The organism is Mycobacterium sp. GA-2829 (assembly GCF_001499965.1).
Classification (GTDB): domain Bacteria; phylum Actinomycetota; class Actinomycetes; order Mycobacteriales; family Mycobacteriaceae; genus Mycobacterium.
The window spans coordinates 46,148-72,661 of the sequence record NZ_LQIT01000003.1 but is presented as its reverse complement, the minus strand read 5'-3'; the positions used below and the strand labels follow the sequence as shown (position 1 = coordinate 72,661).

28 protein-coding genes are annotated in these 26,514 nt (G+C 68.3%); 13 read left to right on the top strand and 15 right to left on the bottom strand.

What is annotated here, in order from left to right; all coding sequences use genetic code 11:
* Window positions 1–41: 41 nt before the first annotated feature.
* The gene (locus AU194_RS03045; protein WP_059087757.1) at window positions 42–1,139 is read left to right on the top strand and encodes a glutamate--cysteine ligase; all 1,098 of its coding nucleotides are present in this window, start codon (window positions 42–44) and stop codon (window positions 1,137–1,139) included.
* On the opposite strand, the gene AU194_RS03040 is transcribed toward AU194_RS03045, so the two are convergent.
* From AU194_RS03040 to AU194_RS03030, 3 genes are all read right to left on the bottom strand, one after another.
* On the bottom strand, window positions 1,136–1,858 hold the full coding sequence (locus AU194_RS03040; RefSeq protein WP_059087756.1) for an anti-sigma factor domain-containing protein: 723 nt from the start codon (window positions 1,856–1,858) through the stop codon (window positions 1,136–1,138). The genes AU194_RS03045 and AU194_RS03040 overlap by 4 nt on opposite strands.
* Entirely contained in the window at window positions 1,855–2,436 is a 582-nt protein-coding gene (locus AU194_RS03035) for a sigma-70 family RNA polymerase sigma factor (protein ID WP_059087755.1), read from the bottom strand. Before AU194_RS03035 ends, AU194_RS03040 begins: the two co-directional genes overlap by 4 nt.
* A 64-nt stretch (window positions 2,437–2,500) precedes the next feature.
* Window positions 2,501–3,280, bottom strand: a complete 780-nt coding sequence (locus AU194_RS03030) for a DUF1365 domain-containing protein (RefSeq protein ID WP_059087754.1) — start codon at window positions 3,278–3,280, stop codon at window positions 2,501–2,503.
* 40 nt (window positions 3,281–3,320) lie between these two features.
* Here AU194_RS03030 and AU194_RS03025 point away from each other — a divergent pair, with 40 nt between their 5' ends.
* Entirely contained in the window at window positions 3,321–4,928 is a 1,608-nt protein-coding gene (locus AU194_RS03025; RefSeq protein WP_059087753.1) for an amidohydrolase, read from the top strand.
* 11 nt (window positions 4,929–4,939) lie between these two features.
* Window positions 4,940–6,307, top strand: a complete 1,368-nt coding sequence (locus tag AU194_RS03020) for an APC family permease (RefSeq protein WP_059087752.1) — start codon at window positions 4,940–4,942, stop codon at window positions 6,305–6,307.
* Here AU194_RS03020 and AU194_RS03015 read toward each other — a convergent pair.
* The 10 genes from AU194_RS03015 to AU194_RS02970 form a co-directional block, all read right to left on the bottom strand.
* Entirely contained in the window at window positions 6,298–7,359 is a 1,062-nt protein-coding gene (locus AU194_RS03015) for a poly-gamma-glutamate hydrolase family protein (protein WP_059087751.1), read from the bottom strand. The two genes, AU194_RS03020 and AU194_RS03015, sit on opposite strands and share 10 nt — an antisense overlap.
* Window positions 7,360–8,586 (bottom strand): Nramp family divalent metal transporter, encoded by a 1,227-nt coding sequence (locus AU194_RS03010; RefSeq protein ID WP_059087750.1) that lies wholly within the window; start codon window positions 8,584–8,586, stop codon window positions 7,360–7,362. It abuts the gene before it with no gap.
* Between the two features lie 84 nt (window positions 8,587–8,670).
* The gene (locus AU194_RS03005; protein WP_231743138.1) at window positions 8,671–8,844 is read right to left on the bottom strand and encodes a hypothetical protein; all 174 of its coding nucleotides are present in this window, start codon (window positions 8,842–8,844) and stop codon (window positions 8,671–8,673) included.
* Between the two features lie 96 nt (window positions 8,845–8,940).
* Window positions 8,941–9,183: a hypothetical protein gene (locus AU194_RS03000; protein ID WP_059087748.1), complete on the bottom strand. Its 243-nt coding sequence runs from the start codon at window positions 9,181–9,183 to the stop codon at window positions 8,941–8,943.
* 5 nt (window positions 9,184–9,188) lie between these two features.
* The gene (locus AU194_RS02995; protein ID WP_059087747.1) at window positions 9,189–9,464 is read right to left on the bottom strand and encodes a hypothetical protein; all 276 of its coding nucleotides are present in this window, start codon (window positions 9,462–9,464) and stop codon (window positions 9,189–9,191) included.
* Between the two features lie 27 nt (window positions 9,465–9,491).
* Window positions 9,492–10,571 (bottom strand): diacylglycerol kinase, encoded by a 1,080-nt coding sequence (locus AU194_RS02990; RefSeq protein WP_059087746.1) that lies wholly within the window; start codon window positions 10,569–10,571, stop codon window positions 9,492–9,494.
* A gap of 7 nt (window positions 10,572–10,578) precedes the next feature.
* Window positions 10,579–11,370 (bottom strand): SDR family oxidoreductase, encoded by a 792-nt coding sequence (locus tag AU194_RS02985; RefSeq protein ID WP_059087745.1) that lies wholly within the window; start codon window positions 11,368–11,370, stop codon window positions 10,579–10,581.
* A 165-nt stretch (window positions 11,371–11,535) separates the two neighbouring features.
* Window positions 11,536–12,486: a Ku protein gene (locus tag AU194_RS02980; RefSeq protein WP_059087744.1), complete on the bottom strand. Its 951-nt coding sequence runs from the start codon at window positions 12,484–12,486 to the stop codon at window positions 11,536–11,538.
* Window positions 12,487–12,508: 22 nt separating this feature from the next.
* Complete coding sequence (locus tag AU194_RS02975; RefSeq protein WP_059087743.1) at window positions 12,509–13,450, bottom strand: carbohydrate kinase; 942 nt, start codon at window positions 13,448–13,450, stop codon at window positions 12,509–12,511.
* On the bottom strand, window positions 13,447–14,865 hold the full coding sequence (locus AU194_RS02970; protein WP_059087742.1) for a mannitol dehydrogenase family protein: 1,419 nt from the start codon (window positions 14,863–14,865) through the stop codon (window positions 13,447–13,449). The genes AU194_RS02975 and AU194_RS02970 overlap by 4 nt, the downstream gene beginning before the upstream one ends.
* A 132-nt stretch (window positions 14,866–14,997) precedes the next feature.
* Between AU194_RS02970 and AU194_RS02965 the strand changes: the two genes are divergently transcribed.
* The 5 genes from AU194_RS02965 to AU194_RS02945 are packed head-to-tail and all read left to right on the top strand — an operon-like array spanning window position 14,998 to window position 20,351.
* The gene (locus AU194_RS02965) at window positions 14,998–16,017 is read left to right on the top strand and encodes a sugar-binding transcriptional regulator (protein ID WP_059087741.1); all 1,020 of its coding nucleotides are present in this window, start codon (window positions 14,998–15,000) and stop codon (window positions 16,015–16,017) included.
* Window positions 16,018–16,019: 2 nt separating this feature from the next.
* The gene (locus AU194_RS02960; protein ID WP_059087838.1) at window positions 16,020–17,387 is read left to right on the top strand and encodes a sugar ABC transporter substrate-binding protein; all 1,368 of its coding nucleotides are present in this window, start codon (window positions 16,020–16,022) and stop codon (window positions 17,385–17,387) included.
* Entirely contained in the window at window positions 17,387–18,370 is a 984-nt protein-coding gene (locus AU194_RS02955) for a carbohydrate ABC transporter permease (protein WP_059087740.1), read from the top strand. The genes AU194_RS02960 and AU194_RS02955 overlap by 1 nt, the downstream gene beginning before the upstream one ends.
* Window positions 18,371–18,372: 2 nt before the next feature.
* The gene (locus tag AU194_RS02950; RefSeq protein ID WP_059087739.1) at window positions 18,373–19,242 is read left to right on the top strand and encodes a carbohydrate ABC transporter permease; all 870 of its coding nucleotides are present in this window, start codon (window positions 18,373–18,375) and stop codon (window positions 19,240–19,242) included.
* A gap of 29 nt (window positions 19,243–19,271) precedes the next feature.
* Complete coding sequence (locus AU194_RS02945) at window positions 19,272–20,351, top strand: ABC transporter ATP-binding protein (RefSeq protein WP_059087738.1); 1,080 nt, start codon at window positions 19,272–19,274, stop codon at window positions 20,349–20,351.
* A 58-nt stretch (window positions 20,352–20,409) separates the two neighbouring features.
* On the opposite strand, the gene AU194_RS02940 is transcribed toward AU194_RS02945, so the two are convergent.
* Window positions 20,410–21,264 (bottom strand): hypothetical protein, encoded by an 855-nt coding sequence (locus AU194_RS02940; RefSeq protein ID WP_059087737.1) that lies wholly within the window; start codon window positions 21,262–21,264, stop codon window positions 20,410–20,412.
* A gap of 185 nt (window positions 21,265–21,449) precedes the next feature.
* Here AU194_RS02940 and AU194_RS02935 point away from each other — a divergent pair, with 185 nt between their 5' ends.
* Both AU194_RS02935 and AU194_RS02930 read left to right on the top strand, forming a co-directional pair.
* Window positions 21,450–23,726: an ATP-dependent DNA ligase gene (locus AU194_RS02935; protein WP_059087736.1), complete on the top strand. Its 2,277-nt coding sequence runs from the start codon at window positions 21,450–21,452 to the stop codon at window positions 23,724–23,726.
* Between the two features lie 100 nt (window positions 23,727–23,826).
* Entirely contained in the window at window positions 23,827–24,771 is a 945-nt protein-coding gene (locus AU194_RS02930; RefSeq protein WP_059087735.1) for a haloalkane dehalogenase, read from the top strand.
* Here AU194_RS02930 and AU194_RS02925 read toward each other — a convergent pair.
* Window positions 24,709–25,272, bottom strand: coding sequence for a TetR/AcrR family transcriptional regulator (locus AU194_RS02925; protein WP_059087734.1), 564 nt, complete (start codon window positions 25,270–25,272; stop codon window positions 24,709–24,711). The two genes, AU194_RS02930 and AU194_RS02925, sit on opposite strands and share 63 nt — an antisense overlap.
* Window positions 25,273–25,368: 96 nt before the next feature.
* Here AU194_RS02925 and AU194_RS02920 point away from each other — a divergent pair, with 96 nt between their 5' ends.
* Genes AU194_RS02920 through AU194_RS02910 form a run of 3 tightly spaced genes read left to right on the top strand, consistent with a single transcriptional unit; the run spans window position 25,369 to window position 26,509 of the window.
* Window positions 25,369–25,839, top strand: a complete 471-nt coding sequence (locus AU194_RS02920; protein WP_059087733.1) for a DUF1772 domain-containing protein — start codon at window positions 25,369–25,371, stop codon at window positions 25,837–25,839.
* Window positions 25,839–26,150: an NIPSNAP family protein gene (locus tag AU194_RS02915; RefSeq protein WP_059087732.1), complete on the top strand. Its 312-nt coding sequence runs from the start codon at window positions 25,839–25,841 to the stop codon at window positions 26,148–26,150. The genes AU194_RS02920 and AU194_RS02915 overlap by 1 nt, the downstream gene beginning before the upstream one ends.
* Complete coding sequence (locus AU194_RS02910; RefSeq protein ID WP_059087731.1) at window positions 26,147–26,509, top strand: DUF4267 domain-containing protein; 363 nt, start codon at window positions 26,147–26,149, stop codon at window positions 26,507–26,509. Before AU194_RS02915 ends, AU194_RS02910 begins: the two co-directional genes overlap by 4 nt.
* The last annotated feature ends 5 nt before the right edge of the window (window positions 26,510–26,514 follow it).

Genomic DNA, 26,514 nt, shown 5'->3' with positions numbered 1-26,514 from the left:
GGCCGGATCAATGTCTTGAGAAAGGTCAGTGAGCAGCGAGCATGGCCGCCCATCCCACCGTCGGCGTCGAGGAGGAGTTCCTGCTCGTCGACCGTGACACCGGCGCCCCGGCCGCCCTCAGCCGGGAAGTCGCCGAGCGCGCCGCCGACCGGGGTGTCGACCTGCAGCTCGAGCTCACCTCCTGTCAGGTGGAGACCGCCACCGACGTGAACAGCAACATGACCGACGTGCGCAGCCAGCTCATGCACCTGCGCTCGACCGCGGCCCGCGCGGCCGAGGACAGCGGTGCGCGGCTGCTGGCCGTCGCCGTCCCGCCGACTGTGCCGCACGAGTTCCCGGTCACCGACAATCCGCGCTACCACCGGATCGCCGACCGCTTCGGCATGCTGGCCCGCGAGCAGGGGATTTGCGGTGCGCACGTGCATGTCGCGGTCCCGACCCGCGAGGCGGCGATCCGAGTCAGCAACCGGCTGCGCCCGTGGTTGCCGGTGCTGCTGGCGCTGACCGCCAACTCCGCGATCTACCGCAGCGCCGACAGCGGGTACGCCAGCTGGCGCCGCATGCTGTGGGCGCGCTGGCCGAGCGCGGGACCGCCGCCGCACTTCGACTCGGTCGACGAGTATGACGCGATGGTGCGGGTGCTGCTGCAGTCCGGCGCCATGCTCGACCAGGGGCAGGTCTACTGGGACGTGCGCCCGTCGGCGAACTTCCCGACCATCGAGGTGCGGGTCGCCGACGTCCCGGCCTCGGTCTCCGACACCGTGCTGTTCGCCGCGCTGGTGCGGGCCGCGGTGATGACCGTGCTCGACGACGAACGCGACGGCGCGGGGGTGCCCCGCCTGTCGGCGCACGCCCTCGACGCCGCCTACTGGCGGTCGGCCCGCGATGGGCTGGCCGGGGAGGCGATCGACCTCGTCGACACCCACGCCCCGGTCCCAGCGCGCGATCTGCTCGGTGGCCTCGTCGACCGGATCACCCCGGCGCTGCGCGCGGTCGGCGACCTGGAACTCGTGCAGACCGAACTCGCCCGCGTCGACGAGCAGGGCAACGGCGCCATCCGCCAGCGCGCGGCATGGCAGCGCCGCGGTGAGGTCGCCGACGTCATCGACGCGGTCGCCGAGGCGACGCTCGCGGATTAGATCAGCGGCAGCTCGGCGAACGCCGGCGAGGTGGGCCGCTGCGAGCCGCCGGGCGGTTCGACCGTGAACGCCAGCGTCTGCGACGCGCCGATGTTCGACAGCACCGCGGTGGTCGACGGCGAGATCGCCTTGTCGTCCATCGTGCCCGCCGAATGCGGCCCGTCGGCGTCGACCAGCCACATCTGGTAGACCGTCCCCGGCTTCGGCGGCGGCACGTCGTTCATCACCAGCACACCGGCGTCGCGTTCTTTGGAGAACACCACGGTCGCGGTCCCGCCGCCGGGGATCGACCCGGAGACGGTCTGCACGTCGGGGGCGGCGAAGACCTGGTCGGCGGTCGTGGGAGTCGCGGCGGGCCGGATCGCCAGCCCCACTCCGAGCGCCCCCAGACCGACCACGGCCACCGCGGCGGCCGCCAGCAGCCCGGTCCGCCACCGCGAACCCGACCGTCGGCGGGCATCGAGGTCGCGCACCGGATCGGCGGTGACCGCGGAGAGCAGGCTGTCCCGCAGCTGGGCCGGCGGTTCGACGGCGGTGGCCGCTGACAGCACCGCCATGGTCTCGCGTACCGACCGGACCTCGTCGGTGAAGGCGTGCGCCACCTCCGGCGGTGCGGTGGTGAGCCGCCGCTCGATGTCGACGCGTTCGTCGGTGGACACCGCATGCAGCGCATACGGCGTGGCGAGTTCGAGGAGATCGGTGTTCATCGGCTCGGTCATGAGATGCCCAGACAGTTCTTGAGACCGCGGATGCCGTCGCGCATCCGCGATTTGATTGTCGCGAGGTTCGCCGACAACCGCTCGGAAACCTGCACGTACGTCAGGCCCTCGTAATAGGCGAGCTGGATGGCCTCGCGTTGCAGATCCGACAGCGACGCCATGCAGTCGACGACGCGGCGCCGCTCGTCGAGCAGGATCACCGAGTCCGAGACGTGGTCGACGGGCGGGTCGACGGTCGCGGCGCCGTAGCGGTTCTCCCGCTGCGAGGCGGCCTCCTCCGAACGCACCCGGTCCACGGCGCGGCGGTGCGCCAACGTCAGCAGCCACGACATCGGCGAACCCGCCGACGGGTCGTAATTGCCTGCCGACCGCCACACCTGGAGGTAGATGTCCTGCGTGGTCTCTTCGCTGTAACCGGGGTCGCGCAGCACGCGGGTGACCATTCCGTACACCCGCGTCCTGGTCCGGTCGTAGAGGGTGGCGAACGCGTCGACGTCCCGCTCGGCCACCTGCCGTAGCAGTACGTCGAGGTCAGTGGTCACGGACGGTAGCCTAACCGGCCCTGCCAGGGCGGTCACAGGTATGGCCCGCCCCGGGCGGGATGCCCGGAACGGCTTGGCCCGCAGGCACTTCGGTCAACGGTCATGCCTTTGCTCCGCACGGCGCCACCCGCGGGGTCGGCAGCAGCGGCGTCTCGGCGGCCGGCTGCGCCACCACGGGCACCCGCCGCGCCCGCAGGATCAGCCCCTGCACGCGCAGGCTCAGCGCCGTCATCTGCGGGGCGAGCGGTTTGGTCGCCCGCAGCCGCAGCACCTGCGCCAACGTGGCCGGCCGCCGGGTGCCCCGCAGGGTCCCGACGATCGCGGGCTGGTTCTCGCGGTGCAGCGAGATCGTGACGTCGAGTTCCTCGTCCGGCCGGGGGATCCGCGCCAGGTAGTACCCGTCGACGCCGTTGAACGGGGAGGTCTGGAACCGCTTGCGGACCATCGCCGGGTTGGGGCCGTCCGGCGGGATCACGTACGCGTGCCACTCCCCGCGGGTGTTCTGCACCTCGGCGATCACGTGGCGCAGCACGCCCTGGGCGTCGTGGCACCAGTAGAGGGTCAGCGGATTGAATGCGTAGCCGAGCACCCGCGGCTGCAGCAGCGCGGTGACCCGGCCGCCGTCGAGATGGATACCGCGCTGCGCCAGGAAGGCGTCGACCCGCGCGCGCAACGTGTCGCCCTCGATGCCGTCGAAGTGGTCCCGCGCCTCAAATCGGGCGCACCACCGCAGCCGGCCGGGCAGGTTCGGCAGCTCGTCGAGGTCGACGTACCAGCTGTAGCTGTTCAGCTCGAAGTAGTGGTGTACGGGCGCACGGCGCAGATGGGTGACCCGGGTCCGGTACAGCGCAGGCGACGTTTTCGTTTCCACATTCTGCATTCGGAGCCGCCGGCCGTAAGGATGGTTATAGTTCCCCCCCGTGGCAGCGACCGTTTTCCGTAACGGGTCCATCTGGACCGGCACTTCCGCACCCGTGGCCGACGCGCTGCTGGTGGTCGACGGCGTGATCGCCGCGATCGGGGAGGAGGCCCTCGCTGCTCCCGCCGACGACGAGGTCGACCTCGAGGGCGGATTCCTGATGCCCTCGTTCGGGGACGGCCACGCCCACCCGTTGCTCGGCGGGCTCGAGGCGGTCGGTCCGCCGGTGCGCGGCTGCAGTTCCGTCGCCGAGATCGTCGAGGCGGTGCGCGGCTTCGCCGAGGCTCATCCCGAGGCGGAGTGGATCGTCGGCGCCTCCTATGACGGCAGCCTCGCCGAGGGCGGTCTGTTCGACGCGCGCTGGCTCGACGCCGCGGTGCCCGACCGGCCGGTGATGCTTCGGGCGTGGGACTACCACACGGTGTGGTGCAACTCGGTGGCGCTGGAGCGGGCCGGGATCACCGCCGACACCCCGGACCCGGTGCTCGGGGAGATCCCGCACCGCGAGGACGGCTCGGTGCTGGGCACGCTGCGCGAATGGGGTGCGGTCGACCTGGTCACCGCGGTCATGCCGGAGCGCGACGAGGACGTCCGGATCGCGGCGCTCGGCACCGCCGCCGACTACTACCTCGCCCGCGGCGTGACGTGGGTGCAGGACGCCTGGGTCGAACCCGGCGACGTCGACACCTACCTCGCCGCCGCCCGCCGCGACGCCCTGCGGATGCGGTTCAACCTCGCGCTCTACGCCGATCCGCGGCACTTCGACGCCCAGCTCGCGCACTTCGTCGAGGCCCGCGGCCGCGTCGAGGAGCTCGGGCATCCGCTGCTGACCGCGCAGACCGTGAAGTTCTTCGCCGACGGCGTGGTGGAGAACGAGACCGGCGCGCTGATCGAGCCGTACTGCTCCGGCCTGCACAACCACGGCATGCAGGTGTGGGAGGGCGATTCGCTCGCCGAGTCCGTGCGCCGCGTCGACGAACTCGGATTCCAGATCCACATTCACGCGATCGGCGACGCCGCGGTGCGCCAGGCCCTCGACGCCATCGAACACGCGATCACGGTCAACGGTCCGCGCGACCGCAGGCCGGTCATCGCCCACGCGCAGCTCGTCGATGACGCGGACATCGACCGGTTCGCCCGCCTCGGCGTCATCGCGAACATGCAGCCGCTGTGGGCACAGCTCGATCCGCTGATGACGGTGCTGACCGTGCCGCGGCTCGGCCGGGAGCGCGCCGAACGGCAGTACCGGATGCGCACGCTCGACGAATCCGACGTGCTGGCGTTCGGTTCGGACTGGCCGGTGTCCTCGGGCGCCCCGCTGGACGGCATCGCGGTCGCGGCCTCACGGCGCACCGTCGACGGTGTCCCCGAGGGCGGCTGGACCCCGCAGGAGATCGTGCCGACGGAACGCGCGATGCGCGCCTACACCGCGGGCGTGGCCCGGCAGGCGTTCGCCGAGGAGCGCTGGGGCCGCCTCGTGCCCGGCGCCAGCGCCGACCTCGTGTGGTTGAGCGCCGACCCGCGATCCACCCCCGCCCTGGAGATTCCCGCGATCACCGTGCGCGGAACCTGTCTGAGCGGCAAGCTCGTAGGGCCGTCGGCCCGCTGAAGGGAGTCTTGATGTCATCGACCACACCTCTCGACCCGACCGTCGGGGAGGGTGAGGGCCACCTGCGCCGCGTGCTCGGCGTGCCCTCACTGGTGCTGTTCGGCCTCGTGTACATGGTGCCGCTCACGGTGTTCACCACCTACGGCATCGTCACCGTCGAATCCGGCGGCCGGGTGCCGCTGTCCTACGTCGTCACCCTGGCGGCGATGATCTTCACCGCGCGGTCGTACGCGCGGATGGCCGCGGCCTACCCCGTCGCCGGCTCGGCGTACGCCTACACGCAGAAGACCTTCGGCGCCCCGATCGGCTTCCTCGCCGGGTGGTCGCTGCTGCTGGACTATCTGTTCCTGCCGATGCTGAACTACCTGGTCATCGGGCTCTACCTGAACGCCGCGGTCCCTGCGATCCCGCAGTGGGTCATCGTCGTGGTCTCCATCGCGGTCGTCACGGTGCTCAACATCGTCGGCATCGTGTCAGTGGCGCGGGCCAACATGCTGATCATCGCCGTGCAGGCGGTGTTCATCGTGGTGTTCCTCGTGATGACGATCGCGTCGGTCTCGGGGGCGGGCACCGTCGACGTGATGGCACCGTTCCGCGGTGACGGCACCGCGGACGGCATGGGCCCCGTGCTCGCGGGTGCGGCGATCCTGTGCCTGTCGTTCCTCGGATTCGACGCGGTGTCAACGCTTTCCGAGGAGGCCCGGGACGCCAAGCGTGATGTGCCCAAGGCCATCATGCTGGCCACCGTCATCTGCGGTGTGCTGTTCATCGTCCTGTCCTACGCCTCGCAGGTGGTGTTCCCGTCGAACGCGTTCACCGACGTCGACTCAGGTTCGCTCGACGTGATGCAGGCCGCGGGCGGCGCGTTCCTGGCGGCGTTCTTCACCGCCGCCTACGTCGCGGGCGCGACGGGTTCGGCGCTCACCTCGCAGGCGTCGGTGGCGCGCATCATCTACGCGATGGGTCGCGACGGTGTGCTGCCGCGCAAGGTGTTCGGGCACGTCTCGGTCAAGTTCGGCACCCCGACGTGGGCGATCCTGGTGATCTCGGTGATCTCGCTGCTGGCCCTGGTGATCGACCTGGCGATCCTGGCCTCGGTGGTCAGCTTCGGTGCGCTGGTGGCGTTCTCGGCGGTCAACCTCACGGTGCTCAAGCACTACTTCATCGACGCCGGCGAGAAGAACGTGCTCAACAACCTGGTGCTGCCGCTGATCGGTTTCGGGCTCACCGTGTGGCTGTGGACGAGCCTGTCGACCGAGTCGCTGACCATCGGGTTGATCTGGCTGGCAGCCGGTTTCGTGTGGCTGGCCGTCGTCACCCACGGCTTCCGCCGCCCGACCCCGGTGCTCGACCTGGAGGAGACGCCGGTTCAGCGGTAGCTGCGGGCCGCGGCCACCAGCCCCTGCACGAGTGCCGACGTGGCGGGCGACAGCCCGTCGTCGCCGGGCAGGGGACTGCGGGGGCTCAGCCCGCGCACCCGCGAGCTCAGCTCGAGTTGCGTTCCGCCGCTACGGGTTCGGTTGACCGGATTGTCGGGGTGCAGTCCGCGCAGCTCTGGTGGAATTGCGTCGAGGTCGGTGACCACCCGGTAGCCGGGAAGGTCGAGGTGGGCGGCGACGTGGGTGGCCAGCGTGCGGTTGCGCCCGCCGGCCAGCAGTTCCGTGCTGCGCCCGATGCGGCCGTAGCCGTGCAGCGAGACCGTCACGTCGACGTGGTCGAGGAACTCTGCGAGCCGCGCCGACTCGGCGGCCAGGTAGCGCGCCGACGGCAGGTGGTAGGGGTACTGGTCGGGATGGCGCACCACGTACACCGACGCCCCGGCGGCCTCCGCCGCGCATTCGGCGATGACGTCGGTCATCTGCTCGAGCCCACCGCCGTGGATGGCGAGGAATCCGAACCGCGAGCGGAGCGTGCTGTGTTCCTGCACCGCGGGATCGGTGAGCAGTTCCGAAAGGGATTGCGGGCCATCGCTAGCCGCGTGCGGTGGGCGGTGCGGCCAGTTCGCCGGATCCCAGCGGCGGAGGAACTCGATCCAGCGCTGCGGCAGGTCGTGGTGCAGTGCGCCGTCGATGATGCGTTCGAGGTAACCGGGCCGCGGCGGGCCCGGTTCGACGCGGTGGTCGATGTACACCCACGCGGGCGCGGGACCGTCGTCGGTCTGCACGGTGAGCCGGTCGCGGCGGTAGCGCACCGGGACGCCTTCGGCGCTGTCGAGGGTGGCCAGGTCGTGGGCGGACACCTGCCACAGCACGCCGTGCACCTGCGCGCCGTCGAGCGGTTCGACGGTGGCGACACCGCGTTCGTTGATCAGCCAGTCGTGGTCGGCGAGCGTCGCCCGGCGCGGGTCGGCGGCGTCGGGACAGCGCTGCGCCATCTGCCGCACGCACAGGTTGGACCCGTACGCGAAGTAGGCGTGTCGACCGTCGCGCATTCAGCCTGACACGGTCAGATAGATCAGGACCACGTTCAAAAGAGTAATCAAACCAGCGACGACCCAGCCCAGCGCCGTGGTGACGCGGTGGTTCGTATCATCGCCCATCAGCGAGCGGTCGCTGGTCAACCGGATGAGCGGGATGAGCGCGAACGGGATGCCGAACGACAGCACGACCTGCGAGAGCACCAGTGCGCGCGTCGGGTCGACGCCGACGGCGAGGATCACCAGTGCGGGTATCAGCGTGACGAGGCGGCGCAGCAGCAGGGGATAACTGCGGCGCAGCAGACCGCCCATGATCATCGCCCCGGCGTAGGCGCCCACCGACGTCGACGCCAGACCGGAGGCCAGCAGGCCGATCGCGAAACACAGCGCGACCGCGGGGCCGAGCGTGGTCTCGACCGCGGCGTGCGCACCTTCGAGGGTGTCGGTGTCGGTCATGCCCTGCAGGTTGGTGGCGGCCACCAGCAGCATCGACATGTTGACCGCACCGGCGATCAGCATCGCCAGGCCGACGTCGATGCGGGTGATCTTGAGCAGTCGCTGCCTGCGGGCGCCCGGTTCGGGATGTCCGTGGCGGTCACGCGCCAGGCCGGAGTGGAGGTAGACCGCGTGCGGCATCACCGTCGCGCCGAGCATCGCCGTCGCCAGCAGGACGCTCTCGGCGCCGTCGAAGCGCGGCAGCAGCCCGCCCGCCACGTCGGCGAGCGGCGGCGGCTCGACGAAGACGCTGGTCAGAAACCCGATGGCGATGATCGCCAGCAGGCCGGTGATGACCCGTTCGAAGTGGCGTTGGCCGCGGCGGTTCTGCACCGCCAGCAGCACCATCGACACCACACCGGTGATGACGCCGCCGATCAGCAGGGGCAGATCGAACAGCAGGTACAGCGCGATCGCCCCGCCGACCACCTCGGCGAGGTCGGTGGCCATCGCGACGAGTTCGGCCTGCATCCAGTAGGCGATGCGGGTCGGTGTGCGGGCCCGGTCGGCGACGGACTCGGGCAGCGAACGGCCGGTGACCAGACCGAGTTTCGCCGACAGGTACTGCACGAGCCCGGCCATCACGTTGGCCAGCACGATCACCCAGACCAGCAGGAAACCGAACTGGGCGCCCGCGCTGACATTCGCCGCGACGTTGCCCGGATCGACGTAGGCGATGGCCGCCACGAACGCAGGCCCGAGCAGCACCCAGGCAGATCTGTTCCGACTGTCGATGTCCGGCAGCACCCGGTCTTTTCCTCTCTGCGGCGCAGCGAATAGAAAAGTTAGGTTAGCCGAAAACTCGGTCGGTGGGGTAAGCGGGTGTCCGGATCAGAAGCCGAAGCCGATCAGCAGACCACCGCCATAGCCGTACCCGTAGCCCCAGCCGCTGTACGGCAGGACCTCCTGCGGTGACGTGACGATCTGGGTGCTGCCGCCGGTCTCGCACTGGGTGGTGCGGGGACCGGTGTTGACGCAGTCGGGTGCCGCGGCGGCGACAGGCATCGCCGATACGGTCGCAAGAGCGAGAATCGTTGTGGCCGTTGCGAGTTGGATTCGCATCGGAACACCTCCCGAAGAGGAGGGATGTGGTGGGGCCGGCTACCAGCCCATCACGAGAGCCGGACCGTAGTAATAGTCATTCCACGGGTACAGGTAGTTGGTCTGGCCCGGGGACGTGACGATCTGCGTGTTACCCGGTGTGCTGCACTGGGTGGTCGACCCGCCCATGCCGGTCTGACCTGTGGTGACGCAGTTCGGCTGCGCCGCCGCCGTTGGGGCGAACAGCAGTGCCGCCCCGATACCTGCCGCGGCGAGCGGTACGAGGCCAACGACCTTCTTCATGTCGGTCAGCCCCAGTCGACGACCGTGGCGGGACCGTAGTACGCGTCACCCCAGGGGTACAGGAACGTGCTCTGGTTGTGGATGTCCTTGGGCTGCGTGGCGAACTGGGTCTCCCACGGCGGGCACGAGGTGCCCTGGCCGAGGGCGTTGGGGGCGACGTTGAGGCATTTGCCGTCGTGCTCGCCGCTGGGCTGCGCGCCGGCGACCGGTGCGGCCGCGATTGCTGCGGCGGCACCCGCGGCCGCAGCGAGCGGGAGGAGAAAGCGCAGAGCAGTACGCATGGGACCGTCCTTGGGTCGGCTTGCAGCTTACGAGCAGGAGCCTACTAGTCCGTTGCCAGTTATGAGTGGTAAGTCGAGGGTTGTCCGGATCCCGGGCTTCGCGCCGACCACCGCGGGGATCGCGTTGACGATGCGTGCGGCCGTCGCGACCAGACCGGCGCGGTTGTGGTCGCCGTTGGGGCTGCTCTGGCACAGGTCGAGGGTGTAGGTCGGTTCGCCGGTGATCTCGACGCGGTAAGAGCCGCCTTCCTGAGCCGGTTGCGGCCAGTCCGGGCAGAGGTCGGCGCGTAGCCGGGTGACGTGTTCGAGGACGACGACCGGCCGGCCGTCGCGCATGCCGCGCACCTCGAAACGCAGTGCGGCCGCGGTGCCTTCGGCGATCGGCCCGGACGCGATCTCGAAGTCCTCCGGTGCGGGTTCGCGGACGTAGGTCTCGGTGACCTCGTCGAGTTCGATGCCCAGTCCGGCGGCGAGTTGGCGGACCACCGAACCCCACGCCAGGCTCAACACGCCCGGTTGAAGCAGCATCGGGAGCTCGTCGAGCGGTTTACCGAAACCCATGACGTCGAACATGACGGTGGGGCTGTCGTAGGTGGCGTAGTCGACGATCTCCATGCAGCGGATCTGCTCGATGCGCTGACAGGCGCCGGCCAACGCCATCGGCAACAGATCGTTGGCGAAGCCGGGGTCGATCCCGCCGACGAACACGCTGGAATTGCCGGTCGCCGTGGCCTCTTCGATCGGGGCGATCAACTCCTGGGGCAGCACCTGCCACGGGTACTGGAGGAAGACCGGCCCGCTGCCGACCACGTTGATGCCTGCGGCGAGGATGCGACGGTAGTCCTCGAGGGCCTCGGGTAACCGGTTGTCCGCCATGGCGGTGTAGACCGTGCAGTCCGGTGCGGCGGCGAGGATCTCGTCCAGGTCGTTGGTGGCGATGATGCCGGTCGGTTCGGCCAGGCCGGCGAGTTCGGCGGCGTCGCGGCCGGCCTTGGCGGCCGACGACACCCAGAGGCCGGTCAGCTCGAACCGCGGGTCGGTGATGAGGTGGGTCAGCGCGTGTGCGCCGACGTTGCCGGTGCCGATCTGGGCGACGCGGATGGCCATGGGACTCCTACAGGTCGGGGAGGGGCATGTCGAGGTTGGGGAACGTCAGACCGCCGTCGACCTCGAGGGTCTTGCCGGTGAGGTAGCTCGCGGCGGGGGAGGCCAGGTAGACGGCCGCGGCGGCGATGTCCTCGGGGTCGCCGAGCCGGCGCATCGGGGTGGCCTTCTCCATCGGCTCGCGCAGGTCGTCATTGCTGGCGACGATGTCGAGCGCCGAGGTGAGGATGGAGCCGGGGGCGATCGCGTTGACGCGGATGCGCGGGCAGAGGTCGAGGGCGGCGAGCCGGGTGTAGTGCGCGAGCGCGGCTTTGGCGGTGCCGTAGGCGGCGAAGCCTCGGCCGGCGAGACGGCCCATGGTCGAGGTGATGTTGATGACGCTGCCGCCGCCGGAGTGTTCGAGCATGAGCGGTACGGCGGCGGTGGTCAGCGCGTGGGCGGTGGCGACGTTGAAGGTGAACGCGTCCTTGAGGTCCTTCACCGAGGTGTTGGTGAGGCTGTTCGGCATGGTGCCACCGACGTTGTTGACGACGATGTCTAGTTTTCCGAACGCCTCGACCGCGGCGGGGGCCAGCTGGGCCGTCTGGTCGGGGTGGGCGAGGTCGGCGACGACGACGTGGGCGCGACGGCCGGTGGCGCGGATCTGGTCGGCGACCTCGTCGAGTTGGGCTTGGGTGCGGGCCGCGATCACCACGTCCGCACCGGCTTCCGCGAACGCCACGGCGATGGCGGCGCCGAGTCCGCGGCCGGCGCCGGTGACAGCGGCGACCTGTCCGTCGAGCCGGAATCTGTCCAGGATCACGTATGCCTCACTTCCTTCGACGGCCGTCACCGTAGCAAGGCGCGCCGCATGGCGAGTGAGGTTTCTGGAACACGTTCTAATGGGACCCCGGAAGCGCCGAGCGTGCGCTCACTGTGAAAAACCGCATCGGATCTCGCGCTGAGCGCACGTTCGGCGGCGGCGAGATCAGGACTTCTTCGACGCGGCCTTCTTCGCCGTCTTCTTGGCCGGTGCCTTCTTGGCCGCCGACTTCTTGGCCGGGGTCTTCTTGGCCGCCGACTTCTTGGCCGCCGACTTCTTGGCCGGCGCCTTCTTCGGTTCGGCGGCGTCATCGGAACTCGACCCCGACCGCCGCGCCTTCACGCTGGCCTCCAACTTGGCCAGCAGATCCGACACGTCCTCGGTCTCGTCGAGCTCGGTGGGCTGCTCCTCCACGGCGAACGCCTCACCACCTTCGAGTTTGGCGTCCACCAACTCCCGCAGCTGATCCTGATAGTCGTCGTGATAGCGGTCCGGATTGAAATCGTCGGTCATCGACTCGACCACCTGACCGGCCATCTTCAACTCCGCCGGCTTGATCTCGACTTCCTTGTCGAGGACCGGGAAATCGGGATCGCGGATCTCGTCCGGCCACAGCAGCGTATGGATCATCATCACGTCACGCTTGCTGAAGTCCTTGACGCGCAGCGCGGCCAATCGGGTCTTGTTCCGCAACGCGAAGTGGACGATCGCCACCCGGTCGGTCTCCGACAACGTCTTGGCAAGCAGCACATACGATTTCGACGACTTACCGTCCGGCTCCAGGAAGTAGCTCCGGTCGTACATCAACGGGTCGAGATCGGCGGCGGGCACGAATTCGAGCACCTCGATCTCGCGGCTGCGCTCCTCCGGCAGCGTGGCGATGTCCTCGTCGGTGATGACCACCATCTGACCGTCGTCGGACTCGAAGGCCTTCGCGATGTCGCGGTACTCCACGACCTCACCGCACACCTCGCAGGTCCGCTTGTAGCGGATCCGCCCGTTGTCCTTCGCGTGGACCTGGTGGAACTTGATGTCGTGGTCCTCGGTCGCGCTGTAGACCTTGACCGGTACGTTCACCAGGCCGAAGGCGATCGAACCCTTCCAGATGGATCGCATCAGCCCAGTATGGCCCACATACTCACCGCTGACCGCCGAGTTGGCTCGCCGCGGCGTCGCGGGTCGCCCGATCCGGCAGGTCCGCACCGGCGCGGGTCACTGTCAGCGCTGACGACAACGCGGCCGTCTGCAGCACATCATGCAGCGTGTCCAGGTGAATGCCGCGCAATTCCCGTCGTTTCCCGGCGCCCAGCAGATCGTGAGTCCACAGCGCATCGATCAGCCCCGCCATGAATGCGTCACCCGCCCCGACGGTGTCCACCACCTCGACCGGGAACGCCGACACCCGCACTGACCCCGCCGCGCACACCGCGAAGGCGCCCTCGCCACCCTCGGTGACGGCGACGATCGACGGCCCGAGCTCCAGCCACGAGCGCGCGATCTGCTTCGGCGTCCGGTGCGGATCGAGCCACCGCAGGTCCTCGTCGCTGGCCTTGATCACGTCGGCGCGTTCGACCAGGCGCTCGATCCGCGTGCGCGCGGCGCCGCCGTCCTCGATGAGCGCGGGCCGCACATTGGGGTCGAACGTGATCGTCGCGGACAGGTGGTAGGCGTCGAGCAGGGCCGCCGTGGCCCGGCACCCCGGTTCGAGCACCGTCGCGATCGATCCGGTGTGCGCGATCAGCGGGGGCGCCGCCTCGGGGGTGCCCGCCAGTTCCCACTCGATGTCGAATTCATAACGCGCTGAACCTGACTCGTCCAGCATGGCCCGTGCGGTCGGGGTGTGCGTCGCGTTCGTGCTTCCGGCGACGAGTTCCACACCGGACGCGTGGAGGTATTCGACGATGCGCCGGCCGCGTTCGTCGTCGCCGATGTGGGTGAGGAAGTCCACCTCCCGCCCGAGCCGGGACAGTCCGACCGCCACGTTGAGCGGGCTGCCGCCGACGTGTTCACCCGTCACCTCGCCGTCGCGTTCCACGATGTCGATCAACGCCTCGCCTATCACCAGCGCCCGAGGTGTCATGACTGTCGCACCAAGGCTTCCAGGGTGGCGCGCGCACCGTTGCGATGCAGTGACTCCAGCGCCGCCAGGTACTCCTCGACGAACCGCTTGTCGTCGACGAGATCGCCGAAGACGGAACGGTTCTCGATGAACGCCGTCGGGTTGTCCCGCTGCGAGCGGGCCAGCGGCACCAGCTCGTCGGCCAGCTGGTCCTGTACGTCGATCGGCTCACCCTGTTCGTCGACGCCTTCGGCGTAGCGGGCCCAACTCGCGACGACGGCGGCCGACAACCGGATGGGCGCACCGGTGCGCAGATTCTCCCGGACCACCGGCAGCAGCCACTTCGGGATGCGGTCCGACGAGCCGTAACACAGCCGTGCGATCGTGTCGCGGATGCCGGGGTTGGCGAACCGCTCGATCAACGTGCGCTTGTAGTCGGGCAGGTCGATACCCGGGACCGGCTGCAGCGTCGGGGTGGCCTCGGAATCCATGTACTGGCGCAGCAGTTCGGCGAACAGCGGATCACCCGCGGCATCGTGCACGAACCGGTAGCCGGCGAGATAGCCGAAGTAGCAGAGCGCCTGATGGCTGGCGTTGAGCAACCGCAGCTTCATCAGCTCGTACGGGGTGACGTCGTCGACCAGCAGCACGCCGACGTCCTCGAACGCGGGTCGCCCGTCGGTGAAATCGTCCTCGAGCACCCACGAGGTGAACGGTTCGGCGACCACCGGCCACGCGTCGTCGACGCCGAATTGCTCTCGGACGGTGGCGATCACCTCGTCGGTGGTGACGGGGGTGATCCGGTCGACCATCGAGTTGGGGAAGCGGGTGTTGGCGGCTATCCACTCCGAGAGGCCGGGCTTCGTGCGGTCGGCGTATCTCATGAACGCCGCGCGGGCGACGTCGCCGTTGCCCTCGATGTTGTCGCACGAGACCACCGTCGGCGAGGTGATCCCGCGGTCGCGCCTGCGGGCGAGGGCCTCGGTCACCAGCCCGAAGACGTTGACGGATTCGGTGTCGGCCTTGTCGACCTCGTAGCCGCCCTCGGTGATGGTCAGCGAGATGATCCGGGTGCTCGGCGCGGCGAGCAGTTCGACGACGCCGTCGGGATCGTCGGGGGCGTAGCGGTAGTCGACGATTGACCCGATGACGCGGGCGGTGCGGGTGCCGTCGGGGTTCTCCAGCAGCAGCGTGTACAGACCGTCCTGACCGCCCAGTGCGTCGGCCATCCTGCGGTCGCCGGGCAGCACGCCGACACCGCAGATGCCCCACTGCGCGGCCGAGCCCTGGTTCAGCAGGCCGTCGACGTACATCGCCTGGTGGGCGCGGTGGAACCCGCCGACACCGAAGTGCACGATGCCGACGGTGACCTCGTCGCGCGCGTACGACGGTTTGTCGACGGAGATCTCGTCCAGCGTCGACTTGTTGAGTTTCATCGCGTCGTCACCGCCGTCCGGAAAGCTGCGGGACAGAAAACTGTTGTCTGCGTCACACCCTCATGTTAGCGTGATGAGCATCTACTCGCACCCGTGAGCATATGCTCACCGAGCCACGGAGAGGTGGGAGGCGTGGCGACACCGACGTCAGCACCCGCGGCGAATGGACGGGCGCCTCAGCGCACGCCCGAAGACCTGCGGCTGGCACTGCGGGCGGCCACCCTCTACTACCTCGACGGTCTGACCCAGGCGCAGATCGCCGACCGGCTCGGCGTCTCCCGGCCCACCGCCGGGCGGCTGGTCGCCCGGGCCAAGGCCCGCGGTCTGGTGCGGATCGAGATCGTCGTCCCGCCCGAACTGCAGGACGGTCTGCACGCCGACGAGGAACGCGAACTCGAGGCGCGGTTCGGCCTGACCGAAGTGGTGATCGCCGGCCACGGGGTCGACGTCGGCTCGCCGGGCCGGCCCGCCACGTACGCAAGCGTCGGACGCGCCGCCGCCGCACTGCTGATGCGCCGCCTCGAACCCGACCACGTCCTCGGTTTCACGTGGGGGCCCGAACAGGCGGCGGTCGCCGGGGCGTTGACGCCCGGGGTGGCGACGTGTCAGGCCGTCGTGCAACTCGACGGCGCCATGTCCAGCGCCGCCTATCAGACCGGCGTCGAGGTCATCCTGAGTCGGTGCGCGGACATGTTGCGCGCCAAAACCATTCGTCTGCCCGCACCGCTGTACGCCGATCCGTCGACGGTCGCGTCGATGCGCAGCGACTCGGTGATCTCCCGCACCCTGGACGCCGGCAGGCACGCCGACGTGATGATGTTCGGGGTCGGCGCGGTCTCCACCTCCACCACCCTGTTCGAGGGCAGCTACCTCGACACCCGCATGCTCGACGAGCAGATCGCCGCGGGCGCCGTCGGCGAGATCGGCGGCCGGTTCTTCGACGAGTACGGGGTCCCCGTCGACACCGAACTGCAGCAGCGCGCGGTGTCCATCGCACTCGAGGACGTCAAGGCCTGCGAGAAGACGATCCTGATCGCCAGTGGTGCGGAGAAGCACCGGGCCACGCTCGCCGCACTGCGCGGCGGGCTGGCCCGGCTGCTGGTCTGTGACATCGACTGCGCGCGTTGGCTTCTCGACCAAGGAAAGGAGTGACGGTGAAAGCACGGACAGTTCTGCGCCGGCTGGCGGGAGGTCTGGCCGCGGCCGGGCTGCTGGTCACCTCCGGCTGTGCGGGCGCCGGCAGCCTCGGAGCGTCGGACAACGAGGTGACGATCGCGCTCGTGTCGAACTCCCAGATGACCGACGCGCAGCAGCTGTCGTCGGAGTTCCAAAGGGAGAACCCCGGCACGAAGCTGAAGTTCATCACCCTGTCGGAGAATCAGGCGCGCGCCAAGATCACCATGTCGACCGCGATGGGAGGCAGCGAGTTCGACGTCGTGATGATCAGCAACTTCGAGACGCCCCAGTGGGCCAGAGACGGTTGGCTGACGAACCTGTCGGAGTACGCCAGGAACACCCCCGGCTATGACGAGAACGACTTCATCTCGTCGCTGCGGGAGTCTCTGTCGTATGAGGGCAACATGTACGCAGTCCCGTTCTACGGGGAGTCGTCGTTCCTGATGTACCGCAAGGACCTGTTCGAACAGGCCGGGATCCAGGTCGACCAGAGCCCGGACTACCAGCCGAGCTGGCCGGAGGTCGCCCAGTGGGCCGAGGCGCTCAAGACCGACAACCGCGCCGGCATCTGCCTGCGGGGCAAGCCCGGCTGGGGTGAGGTGCTCGCCCCGCTGGATACCGTCATCAACACCTTCGGCGGACGCTGGTTCGACGAGCAGTGGAACGCCCAACTCGACAGCCCAGAGGTCAAAGAGGCCGTCAACTTCTACGTCGACACGGTGAAGGACTTCGGGGAACTCGGCGCGGCGTCGACGGGATTCCAGGAGTGCGCCAACCTGTTCGGCCAGGGTCAGACCGCGATGTGGTACGACGCGACCTCGGCCGTCTCGGTGCTCGAGGACCCGAAGGAGTACCCGGAACTGGTCGGCAAGATCGGCTATCTGCCCGCGCCGATCGTCGAGAAGCCGAACTCTGGCTGGCTCTACACCTGGGCGCTGGGCATACCCAAGGCCGCCAAGAACCCCGACGGCGCTTGGGAGTTCATCTCGTGGATGACCAGCAAGGACTACATGAAGCTGGTGGGGGAGAAGCTCGGCTGGGCGCGCGTCCCACCCGGCAGCCGAGTGTCGACCTACACCGAACTGCCCGAGTACGAGGCGATCTCGAAGTCCTACGGGCCGCTGACCCTCAAGTCGATCGAGAGCGCCACACCCAATCAACCCACGGTGCAACCGGTTCCGTACACCGGAATCCAGTTCGTCGGGATCCCGGAGTTCCAAGACCTGGGAACCCGGGTGAGCCAACAGATCAGCGCGGCGATCGCCGGACAGAAGTCGGTGGACGACGCGCTCGCCCAGGCACAAGAATACGCCGAGGTCGTCGGCCGCACCTATCAGGAGAAATGATGACTGTTACCTCCGATACCTCGGCAGCCGGCGCCGGCACCGGCGAAGAGGCTGTCGCCGAACGCGTTCGCCGGATCAAGGAGGCCCAGGGGGTCGGGGTCAGCCGGGCCGAGGCCTGGCGACGGCGCGGACCGTTGCTCCCGGCGCTGATCTTCATGATCATCGTCACGCAGATCCCGTTCCTGTTCACGCTCTACTACTCGACCCTGTCGTGGAACCTGGTGCGCCCCGGATCCCGTCAGTTCGTCGGGGTGCAGAACTACGTCGCCGTCGTCAAGGACAGCCAGTTCTGGTCGGTGGCGGGCAACACCGTCATCCTCATCGTCGGTGTCGTGCTCATCTCGGCGTTCCTGGGCCTGCTGCTGGCCCTGCTGCTGGACCGGGCGTTCCTCGGCCGGGGGATCGTCCGCACCCTGCTCATCACCCCCTTTCTGGTCACACCCGTTGCGGCGGCGTTGATCTGGAAGACCACCATCCTCGATCCCAACAACGGCATCCTGAACTGGCTGCTGTCCCTGGTGGGCATCGGCAGGGTGGACTGGATCGGTCAGTTCCCGCTGACGATGGTGATGGTCGAACTGATCTGGCAGTGGACGCCGTTCATGATGCTTCTCATCCTCGCCGGCCTCCAGTCGATGCCTCGCGACATCCTGGAGGCCGGTCGAGTCGACGGTGCCGGCGCGTTCTCTCTCTTCAGAGAGCTGACGCTGCCGCACCTTCGGCGCTTCATCGAGCTGGGGGTCGTCCTCGGTGCGATCTACCTGATGAACACCTTCGACGCCATCTACATGATGACCCAGGGCGGGCCGGGCATCGCGAGCGCGAACCTGCCGTTCTACATCTACCAGCGCGCGTTCCTGGGCTTCGACATGGGGCAGGCGGCGGCGATGGGCGTCGTGGTGGTCATCTTCACGATCATCATCGCCAACTTCGCACTGCGATTGATCTTCAAATCGTTCACCGGCAAGGAAGAGGCGGCCTAGACATGACAACTACCGTCGAAAAGGCAACGCCGGCACAGGGTTCTGGCGTCACCGCGAAGAAGAAGTCCAGCAAGTTCTCCGTGTGGGGAGTGGTGGCCTGGCTCGTCGGGCTCGGGTTCTTCTTCCCCGTGTTCTGGATGATCCTGACGTCGTTCAAGCAGGAGGGTGACGCGGCGACCAGCCCGCCGAAGCTGTTCTTCACCCCGACGCTGGACCAGTACGGCGCGGTGTTCGACCAGGGTATCGGACCCGCAATGCTGAACTCGTTGTTCGCCACCGGGTTGTCGACGATCCTGGTGCTGCTGCTGGGAACGCCCGCGGCGTTCGCGCTGTCGCTGCGCCCGGTGCGCAAGACCCAGGACGCGTTGTTCTTCTTCATGAGCACCAAGATGCTGCCGATCGTGGCGGTGATCCTGCCGCTGTACGTGATCGTGTCGAACATCGGTCTGCTGGACAACATCTGGGCGCTGGTCATCCTCTACACCGCGATGAACCTGCCGATCGCGGTGTGGATGATGCGGTCGTTCTTCCTCGAAGTCCCCGGCGAACTGCTCGAGGCCGCCAGCCTCGACGGCGCCAGCCTGTGGCGGTCGGTGCGTGAGGTGATCCTGCCGCTGGTCTCGCCCGGCATCGCGGCGACGGCGTTGATCTGCGTGATCTTCGCCTGGAACGAATTCTTCTTCGCGGTGAACCTGACCGCCGTGAACGCCCAGACCATGCCCGTGTACCTCGTCGGCTTCATCGCCGGTGAGGGGCAGTACTGGGCGGTGCTGTCGGCGGCCGCGACCATGGCCGCGCTCCCCGTCATCATCTGCGGATGGTTGGCGCAGAACAAGCTGGTGCGCGGGCTTTCCTTCGGCGCGATCAAGTAACCGGATTCACGAGAGACACGGAGAACGCAATGGCTGCAATCACGTACAAGAACGCGTCGTGCATCTACGAGGGCTCGGACAAGCTCGCGGTGGACTCACTCAACCTCGACATCGCCGACGGTGAGTTCGTGGTGCTGGTCGGCCCGTCCGGGTCAGGTAAGAGCACCGCACTGCGCATGCTCGCCGGGCTCGAGGACATCGACGAGGGCGCCATCGAGATCGGTGGCAAGGACATGACCGGGGTGCCGTCCAAGGACCGCGACATCGCGATGGTGTTCCAGAACTACGCGCTGTACCCGAACAAGACCGTCGCCGAGAACATGGGCTTCGCATTGAAGTTGCGCGGTGTGCCTGCCGACGAACGGCGGCGCAAGGTCGAGGAGGCGGCCAAGATTCTCGACCTCACCGAGTTCCTGGACCGCAAACCAGCGAAGTTGTCCGGTGGCCAGCGCCAGCGTGTCGCCATGGGTCGTGCGATCGTCCGTGAGCCGCAGGTGTTCTGCATGGACGAGCCGCTGTCGAACCTCGATGCGAAGCTGCGTGTGCAGACCCGCACACAGATCGCCGCGCTGCAGCGGCGGCTCGGCACCACCACCGTCTACGTCACCCACGATCAGGTGGAGGCGATGACGATGGGGGACCGGGTCGCGGTGCTGCGCTTCGGGAAACTGCAGCAGTTCGCCTCGCCGAACGAGCTCTACGACCGGCCGGCCAACGCGTTCGTCGCCGGCTTCATCGGCTCGCCCGCGATGAATCTGGTGACGCTGCCGGTGACGTCCAACGGGGTGAAGGTCGGTGAGTCCACGCTGGAACTCGAGCGCGACGACCTGACCAAGATCAGCGACGCGGGCCTGTCGGAGGTGACCTTCGGTATCCGGCCGGAGCAGTTGGAGATCAGCGACAGCGGTGGCATCGACGTCGTCGTCGACCTCGTCGAAGACCTCGGCAGCGAGGCGTACGTCTACACGCACTCGACGAACGGCGTCGAGCTGGTGGCCCGGTGCAATCCGCGCACGGCGCCGAAGCTGGCCCAGACGGTGGAGCTGCGCAAGCACCCGGACGGTGTGGTGCACCTGTTCCATCCCGAGACCGGCGAACGGCTGAATTAGGTCCGCCCGCTGCGCCGAGTTCTACACCAGGGTCGTGCTCGGGCGTGGACAACGACCCTCACGTAGAAGTCGGCGGCGTCCACCCGCGTTCGGCGAAGGCTTGCCGGACGCGGTGCAGGATGAACAGCTTGCTGTGCTCGGCCACCACCCGGAAATCGAGCCAACCCTGGCGGGCGATGAATTCGGACCGGCCGATGTCGTACACGTACTGGCCTCGAATCGTCGCGTGGTGCGCGCCTTCGTAGTCGAGCCCGACCTTCGGCTCGTCGTAACCCATGTCGATGAACGCCTCCGAACGTCCGTCGGTGACGCGGATCTGTGTCCGGGGTCGCGGCAGGCCGCCGTCGATCAGCGTCAGGCGCAGCCGGGTCTCCTGCGGTGACTCTGCGCCGGCATCCATGAGGTCGAGCGCGACGCCCGCGGACCGGATACCGCGTGCACCGCGGTAGCGCAGGGCCAGTGGCGCGATGTCGACAGCGCTGACCCCCGTCGCGGCGCCCAAGGCGTCGAGGTGGACGACCGCGGCGTCACGCGGGAGGTGGCGGGCCAGATCGAAGGCCGTGCGCGCCGGCGACGTGACGGGGAGGTCGCCGATGTACACGACTTCGTCGTCGCCGACTCTTTCCTCGCGGACGATGACCCCGGCCCTGCGACGGCCGTGCTCGGCGATGATCTCGATCGGCGTCGTCGCGTCGACCCACTTCGCCCCGTGCAACGCCGCGGCGGCTCGCCCGGCGATGATGCCGTGACGCCCGGTCCACAGCCAGGCGGCGGATGCGTTGAGCAGCAGGGTGCGTGGTGCGCCTCGCGGCGCGTAGACACCCGGGTGGACGGCGACGTATCGCGCTCGCAGTTGTCCGCGGGTGAGCTTCCCGCGAGTGATGGCTTCGCGTCCGATGAACGGTTCTGACATGCGTCGATGCTCTCGGCGGCAGCCGACGACGCACGCCCCTGAGGCGCTCGACGCACGCGTGGCTGTGAATGGAGCGGCGCTTGTGGACGGCGAGTTCTACCTCAGGGTTGTCCTTCGGCGTGGACAACGACCCTGGTGTAGAAGTCGGCGATGAACGCATCCGCGCGAACGGGTAATACCGTGGCGTGGTGGATCACTTCGGTCGGGTACGCCTGACCAACCCGGACAAGGTGCTGTACCCGGCCACGGGTACCACCAAGGCCGAGGTGTTCGAGTACTACGTCAACGTCGCCGAGGCGATGATCCCGCACATCGCCGGCCGGGCGGTCACCCGTAAACGCTGGCCCAACGGCGTCGGCGAGCTCGAGTTCTTCGAGAAGCAGCTGGCCAGCTCCGCCCCGGACTGGTTGGCGCGCGGCACGATCGTGCACAAGTCGGGCACCACCACCTACCCGCTGATCGACACCCGCGAGGGCCTGGCCTGGCTGGCGCAGCAGGCGTCGCTGGAGGTGCACGTCCCGCAGTGGCGCTTCGTCGGCGAACCTGACAACCTCACGCCCGGCCCGGCCACCCGCATCGTCTTCGACCTCGACCCCGGTGAGGGCGTCACGTTCCGTCAGCTGTGCGAGGTCGCCCACGAGGTCCGCGACCTCATCGACGGCATCGGCCTCACCTCCTTCCCGCTGACCAGCGGCAGCAAGGGGCTACACCTCTACGTCCCGCTCGACGAGCCGATCAGCAGCCAGGGCGCGTCGGTACTGGCCAAACGGATCGCCCAGCAGCTCGAGAAGACCATGCCCAAACAGGTCACCGCGACGATGACCAAGAGCCTGCGCACCGGCAAGGTCTTCCTCGACTGGAGCCAGAACAACGGCAACAAGACGACGATCGCGCCGTACTCGATGCGGGGCCGCGACGAGCCCACTGTCGCCGCACCCCGCACCTGGGACGAGATCGAGGACCCCGACCTGCGGCACTTGCGGTTCGACGAAGTGCTCGAGCGCATCGAGGAGTTCGGCGACCTGCTCGCCGACCTCGACGAGAAGGTGCCCGTCGAGGACCGGCTGACCAAGTACCGCAGCATGCGCGACCCCTCGAAGACTCCTGAACCCGTCCCGCCCCGGCCGCCGAAGGCCGGCAACAACGACCGCTTCGTCATCCAGGAACACCACGCCCGCCGCCTGCACTACGACCTGCGCCTGGAACGCGACGGGGTGCTGGTCAGCTGGGCGGTGCCGAAGAACCTGCCTGACCGCCCGTCGGAGAACCGCCTCGCCGTCCACACCGAGGACCACCCGCTGGAGTACCTCACCTTCCACGGCACCATCCCCAAGGGCGAGTACGGCGGCGGCGACATGATCATCTGGGACACCGGCACCTACGACACCGAGAAGTTCAACGACCACGCCCCCGACGGCCCGGCGAAGGGTGGCGAGGTCATCATCACCCTGCACGGCGAGAAGATCGACGGGCGTTACGCGCTGATCCAGACCGACGGCAAGAACTGGCTCGCCCACCGGATGAAGGACCAGGGCAACCCGACCTTCGAGGACTTCGCGCCGATGCTGGCCACCCACGGTTCGGTCGAGAAGTACACCGCGAAACAGTGGGCGTTCGAGGGCAAGTGGGACGGCTACCGCCTGCTGGTCGAGGCCGACCACGGCAAGCTGTGCCTGCGGTCCCGCAGCGGCCGCGACGTCACCGCCGAGTACCCTCAATTCCGCGCGCTGGCAGCCGATCTCGCCGACCACCACGTGGTGCTCGACGGGGAGGCCGTGGCCCTCGACGAGAAGGGCGTCCCGAGTTTCGGACAGATGCAGAACCGCGCCCGCTCCACGCGGGTCGAGTTCTGGGCCTTCGACATCCTGCGCCTCGATGGGCGGTGGCTGCTCAAGGCGAAGTATCGCGACCGCCGAAAACTGTTGGAGACCTTGGCCGCTGGCGGCGGACTGATCGTGCCGCCGCAACTCGAGGGGGACGGCGCCGAGGCGCTCGACCACGCCCGCGAACGCAAGTGGGAGGGTGTCGTCGCCAAGAAGTGGGACTCCACCTATCAGCCGGGGCGACGGTCGTCGGCGTGGATCAAGGACAAACTCTGGAACACCCAGGAAGTCGTGATCGGCGGGTGGCGGCAGGGCGAGGGGGGCCGCAGCAGCGGTATCGGCGCACTGGTCCTCGGCATCCCCGGACCCGACGGTTTGGAGTTCGTCGGCCGCGTCGGCACAGGATTCACCGAGAAGGAACTCGGCATGCTCAAGAAGACGCTGGCACCCCTCCACACGAAGGAATCACCATTCGTCACAAGGCTTCCCACCCAGGATGCCAAGGGGGTGACGTTCGTGCGGCCCGAACTGGTGGGGGAGGTGCGCTACAGCGAACGCACCGGCGACGGCAGGCTGCGTCAGCCGTCGTGGCGGGGACTGCGGCCCGACAAGACTCCTGACGAGGTCGTCTGGGAGTGATCCCGGGCGTCGGCCACATTCCGGCGGTCATTGGCCATCGTCCGCCTGTCCTCCACTGGCAGTGGGCATTACGTTCCAAACCCAGAGAGAGGAGCGCCTGATGCCCGGAGTGAAGCCGTACGGCCGGCTGCAATACAAAGAAATCAACGGTAAGCGCATGGCGTACATCGACGAGGGCGACGGCGACGCCATCGTGTTCCAGCACGGCAACCCGAGCTCGTCGTACCTGTGGCGCAACGTGATGCCGCACCTGGAAGGGCTCGGCCGACTCGTCGCCTGCGACCTGATCGGGATGGGCGCCTCCGACAAACTGGATCACCCGGGGCCCGGCAGCTACCACTATCACGAGAATCGCGACTACCTTTTCGCGCTCTGGGACGCGCTGGATCTCGGCGATCGCGTCACGCTCGTACTCCACGACTGGGGCGGTGCGCTGGGACTCGACTGGGCCAACCACCACCGCGACCGGGTCGCCTGCATCGTGCACATGGAGACCGTCTCCGTACCGATGGAGTGGGACGACTTCCCCGGCGAGGTCGCCCAGATGTTCCGCGGCCTCCGCTCTCCGCAGGGCGAGGCAATGGTGTTGGAGAACAACGTCTTCATCGAGGGTGTGCTGCCGTCCGTCGTGATGCGCACTCTCAGCGACGAGGAGATGAACTATTATCGCCTGCCGTTCCTGAACCCCGGCGAGGGCCGGCGGCCCACGCTGTCATGGCCGCGCGATGTCCCGATCGCCGGAGAACCCGCCGAGGTGGTCGAGGTGATCGAGGAGTTCGGGGCGTGGCTGGCCGAAAGCGACGTTCCCAAACTGTTCGTCCGCGCAGATCCGGGGGTGGTCCAGAGCGGGCAACGCATCCTCGACATCGTCCGCAGCTGGCCCAATCAGACCGAGATCACCGTTTCGGGAACACATTTCCTGCAGGAGGACAGCGCCGACGAGATCGGCACGGCCATCGCTTCTTTCGTCCGAACGATCCGCTCAGGCGCCGGCGATCTGCGCGACGAGCAGTCGGATGCGGTCGGCGTCGAGGCCGGGGCGTAGCCGGCCGCCGCGGCCGAGGGCGACCAGCCCGTGTAGGGCCGCCCACACCACCTCGGTGAGCGCGTCGACGTCCTGTCCGTCCGCGACCGTCGCGACCGCTTCGCGTAGTTCGGCGAAGGCCGCTTTCAATTGGGGCGGCGTATCGGGCGCCGCGAACTGCAGCGTGGTGCCGCGAGTGAACATCGCGTCGTACACCGCCGGGTTGGCGCGGGCGAAATCGACGTAGGCGTGCGCGACCTGCAGTAGTGCGTCCGGGCCGGAGCGCGCGGTCCGGACCGCCTCGGCGAGTTCTCCGAAGCCTTCGACCGCGACCGCCGCGGCGATCTGCTCCATCCCGGCGAAGTGCTTGTAGAGCACGGGCTGGCTGTACTCGATCTCGGCGGACAACCGGCGGGTGGTGACGGCCTCCCAGCCCTCGGCCTCGGCGACGCCACGGGCCGTGCTGACGATCAACCGACGCCGGGCGGCCTGCTCTCGAGCGCGACGCTCCTCCAAGGACATGAGCCCACTCTAGCGCTGCTACTGACGCTAGCGCTGCTATTGACGCAGGCGGGATGCGGGGTTAGCGTTGCTAACGCCTGATCGAGGGAGTGGGACATGGACATCGCCATCACGCTGACCGCGTTGGTCGCCGTACTGGGCGCCGCGGTGGTCTACGGCACCGACGTCTTCTGCGCCATCGTGCTCAGACCCGCGCTCGCGGGGGTCGGGGACCGTGCCCTGACCGCGGTCCTCGGGGGCGTCCACCGCTACGGGGACAGGCGCATGCCGATACCGGGCGTGCTCAGCGTGGTTGCCACCGCGGCGACCGCCGTGCTGGCCACGATCGCGGCGCACCGGGCGCAGGCCCTCACGGCGGCTGTCGCGCTGATCCTCCTTCTGGTGTGGACGGCGCTCTACGCCACGGTCAGCGCGCCGATCAACCGGCGGTTCACCGCGGCGGCCGCCGCCGGCGGAGACCTCCCGGATCCTCGTGCACTGCAGGCAAAATGGGATCGGATCATCGACACCCGGGCGGCACTGCAGGGTCTGGCGGTCCTCGCGCTGTGCGTGGGACTGGTGCTCTGATGTTCGAGCTCAGGATCTACACGCTGCGCTCCCGGGAGGCGCTGCAGCGGTATGCGACCGTGCACTGGGCGCGCCACGTCGACACCTTCGAGAAGTTCGGCATCACCACCCACGGCGTGTGGATCGACCGCAGCGGCGATGCGCACCGACTCGTCGCGCTGATCCGCTACTCCGAGGACGCCGACATCGACCACGTCACGCGGACCGTCATGACCAGCCGCGAATTCGCCGCCGATATGGCGGATTTCGACGTCGACGAGATTCTCGACGTCGAGTCTGTCCTTCTCGAGCCGACTCTGGAGCTGATATGACAACGATCGGTTACGTGCTGGCCGGTGTCATCGCCGCCGCGATCATCGCCATCGGCGCCCGCTTCCTGATCGCACCGCGCGTCGCGGCCGCCGGCTACGGCGTACCCGCCGACCCGGCCCAGCCGTACCTGAGGGTCAAAGGCATCCGCGACATCGCCTCGGGGATGTTCGTCGTGGTCCTGATGATCACGGGCACGCCGCACCTGCTCGCGTGGATCCTTCTGGCGGCCACCATCATTCCGATTGCCGATGCGGTCATCGTGGCGAGCGAGGGTGGACCGAGGTCGATCTCGCTCGGCGTGCACGGTGCGACCGCCGTGGTCATGCTCATCGCCGCCGCACTGCTGCTGGCCACCTGAGGGTC

What these genes read in the sequence shown, in the direction of transcription:
- AU194_RS02995 (WP_059087747.1), bottom strand. Translation starts at nt 9,464, where the DNA reads ATGCGTACTGCTCTGCGCTTTCTCCTCCCGCTCGCTGCGGCCGCGGGT.
- AU194_RS03005 (WP_231743138.1), bottom strand. Translation starts at nt 8,844, where the DNA reads ATGCCTGTCGCCGCCGCGGCACCCGACTGCGTCAACACCGGTCCCCGC.
- AU194_RS03000 (WP_059087748.1), bottom strand. Translation starts at nt 9,183, where the DNA reads ATGAAGAAGGTCGTTGGCCTCGTACCGCTCGCCGCGGCAGGTATCGGG.
- AU194_RS02910 (WP_059087731.1), top strand. Translation starts at nt 26,147, where the DNA reads ATGACAACGATCGGTTACGTGCTGGCCGGTGTCATCGCCGCCGCGATC.
- AU194_RS02930 (WP_059087735.1), top strand. Translation starts at nt 23,827, where the DNA reads ATGCCCGGAGTGAAGCCGTACGGCCGGCTGCAATACAAAGAAATCAAC.
- AU194_RS03040 (WP_059087756.1), bottom strand. Translation starts at nt 1,858, where the DNA reads ATGACCGAGCCGATGAACACCGATCTCCTCGAACTCGCCACGCCGTAT.
- AU194_RS03030 (WP_059087754.1), bottom strand. Translation starts at nt 3,280, where the DNA reads ATGCAGAATGTGGAAACGAAAACGTCGCCTGCGCTGTACCGGACCCGG.
- AU194_RS02945 (WP_059087738.1), top strand. Translation starts at nt 19,272, where the DNA reads ATGGCTGCAATCACGTACAAGAACGCGTCGTGCATCTACGAGGGCTCG.
- AU194_RS02915 (WP_059087732.1), top strand. Translation starts at nt 25,839, where the DNA reads ATGTTCGAGCTCAGGATCTACACGCTGCGCTCCCGGGAGGCGCTGCAG.
- AU194_RS02975 (WP_059087743.1), bottom strand. Translation starts at nt 13,450, where the DNA reads ATGACACCTCGGGCGCTGGTGATAGGCGAGGCGTTGATCGACATCGTG.
- AU194_RS02970 (WP_059087742.1), bottom strand. Translation starts at nt 14,865, where the DNA reads ATGAAACTCAACAAGTCGACGCTGGACGAGATCTCCGTCGACAAACCG.
- AU194_RS02940 (WP_059087737.1), bottom strand. Translation starts at nt 21,264, where the DNA reads ATGTCAGAACCGTTCATCGGACGCGAAGCCATCACTCGCGGGAAGCTC.
- AU194_RS02950 (WP_059087739.1), top strand. Translation starts at nt 18,373, where the DNA reads ATGACAACTACCGTCGAAAAGGCAACGCCGGCACAGGGTTCTGGCGTC.
- AU194_RS02980 (WP_059087744.1), bottom strand. Translation starts at nt 12,486, where the DNA reads ATGCGATCCATCTGGAAGGGTTCGATCGCCTTCGGCCTGGTGAACGTA.
- AU194_RS02990 (WP_059087746.1), bottom strand. Translation starts at nt 10,571, where the DNA reads ATGGCCATCCGCGTCGCCCAGATCGGCACCGGCAACGTCGGCGCACAC.
- AU194_RS02925 (WP_059087734.1), bottom strand. Translation starts at nt 25,272, where the DNA reads ATGTCCTTGGAGGAGCGTCGCGCTCGAGAGCAGGCCGCCCGGCGTCGG.
- AU194_RS02955 (WP_059087740.1), top strand. Translation starts at nt 17,387, where the DNA reads ATGACTGTTACCTCCGATACCTCGGCAGCCGGCGCCGGCACCGGCGAA.
- AU194_RS03045 (WP_059087757.1), top strand. Translation starts at nt 42, where the DNA reads ATGGCCGCCCATCCCACCGTCGGCGTCGAGGAGGAGTTCCTGCTCGTC.
- AU194_RS03015 (WP_059087751.1), bottom strand. Translation starts at nt 7,359, where the DNA reads ATGCGCGACGGTCGACACGCCTACTTCGCGTACGGGTCCAACCTGTGC.
- AU194_RS03020 (WP_059087752.1), top strand. Translation starts at nt 4,940, where the DNA reads ATGTCATCGACCACACCTCTCGACCCGACCGTCGGGGAGGGTGAGGGC.
- AU194_RS02920 (WP_059087733.1), top strand. Translation starts at nt 25,369, where the DNA reads ATGGACATCGCCATCACGCTGACCGCGTTGGTCGCCGTACTGGGCGCC.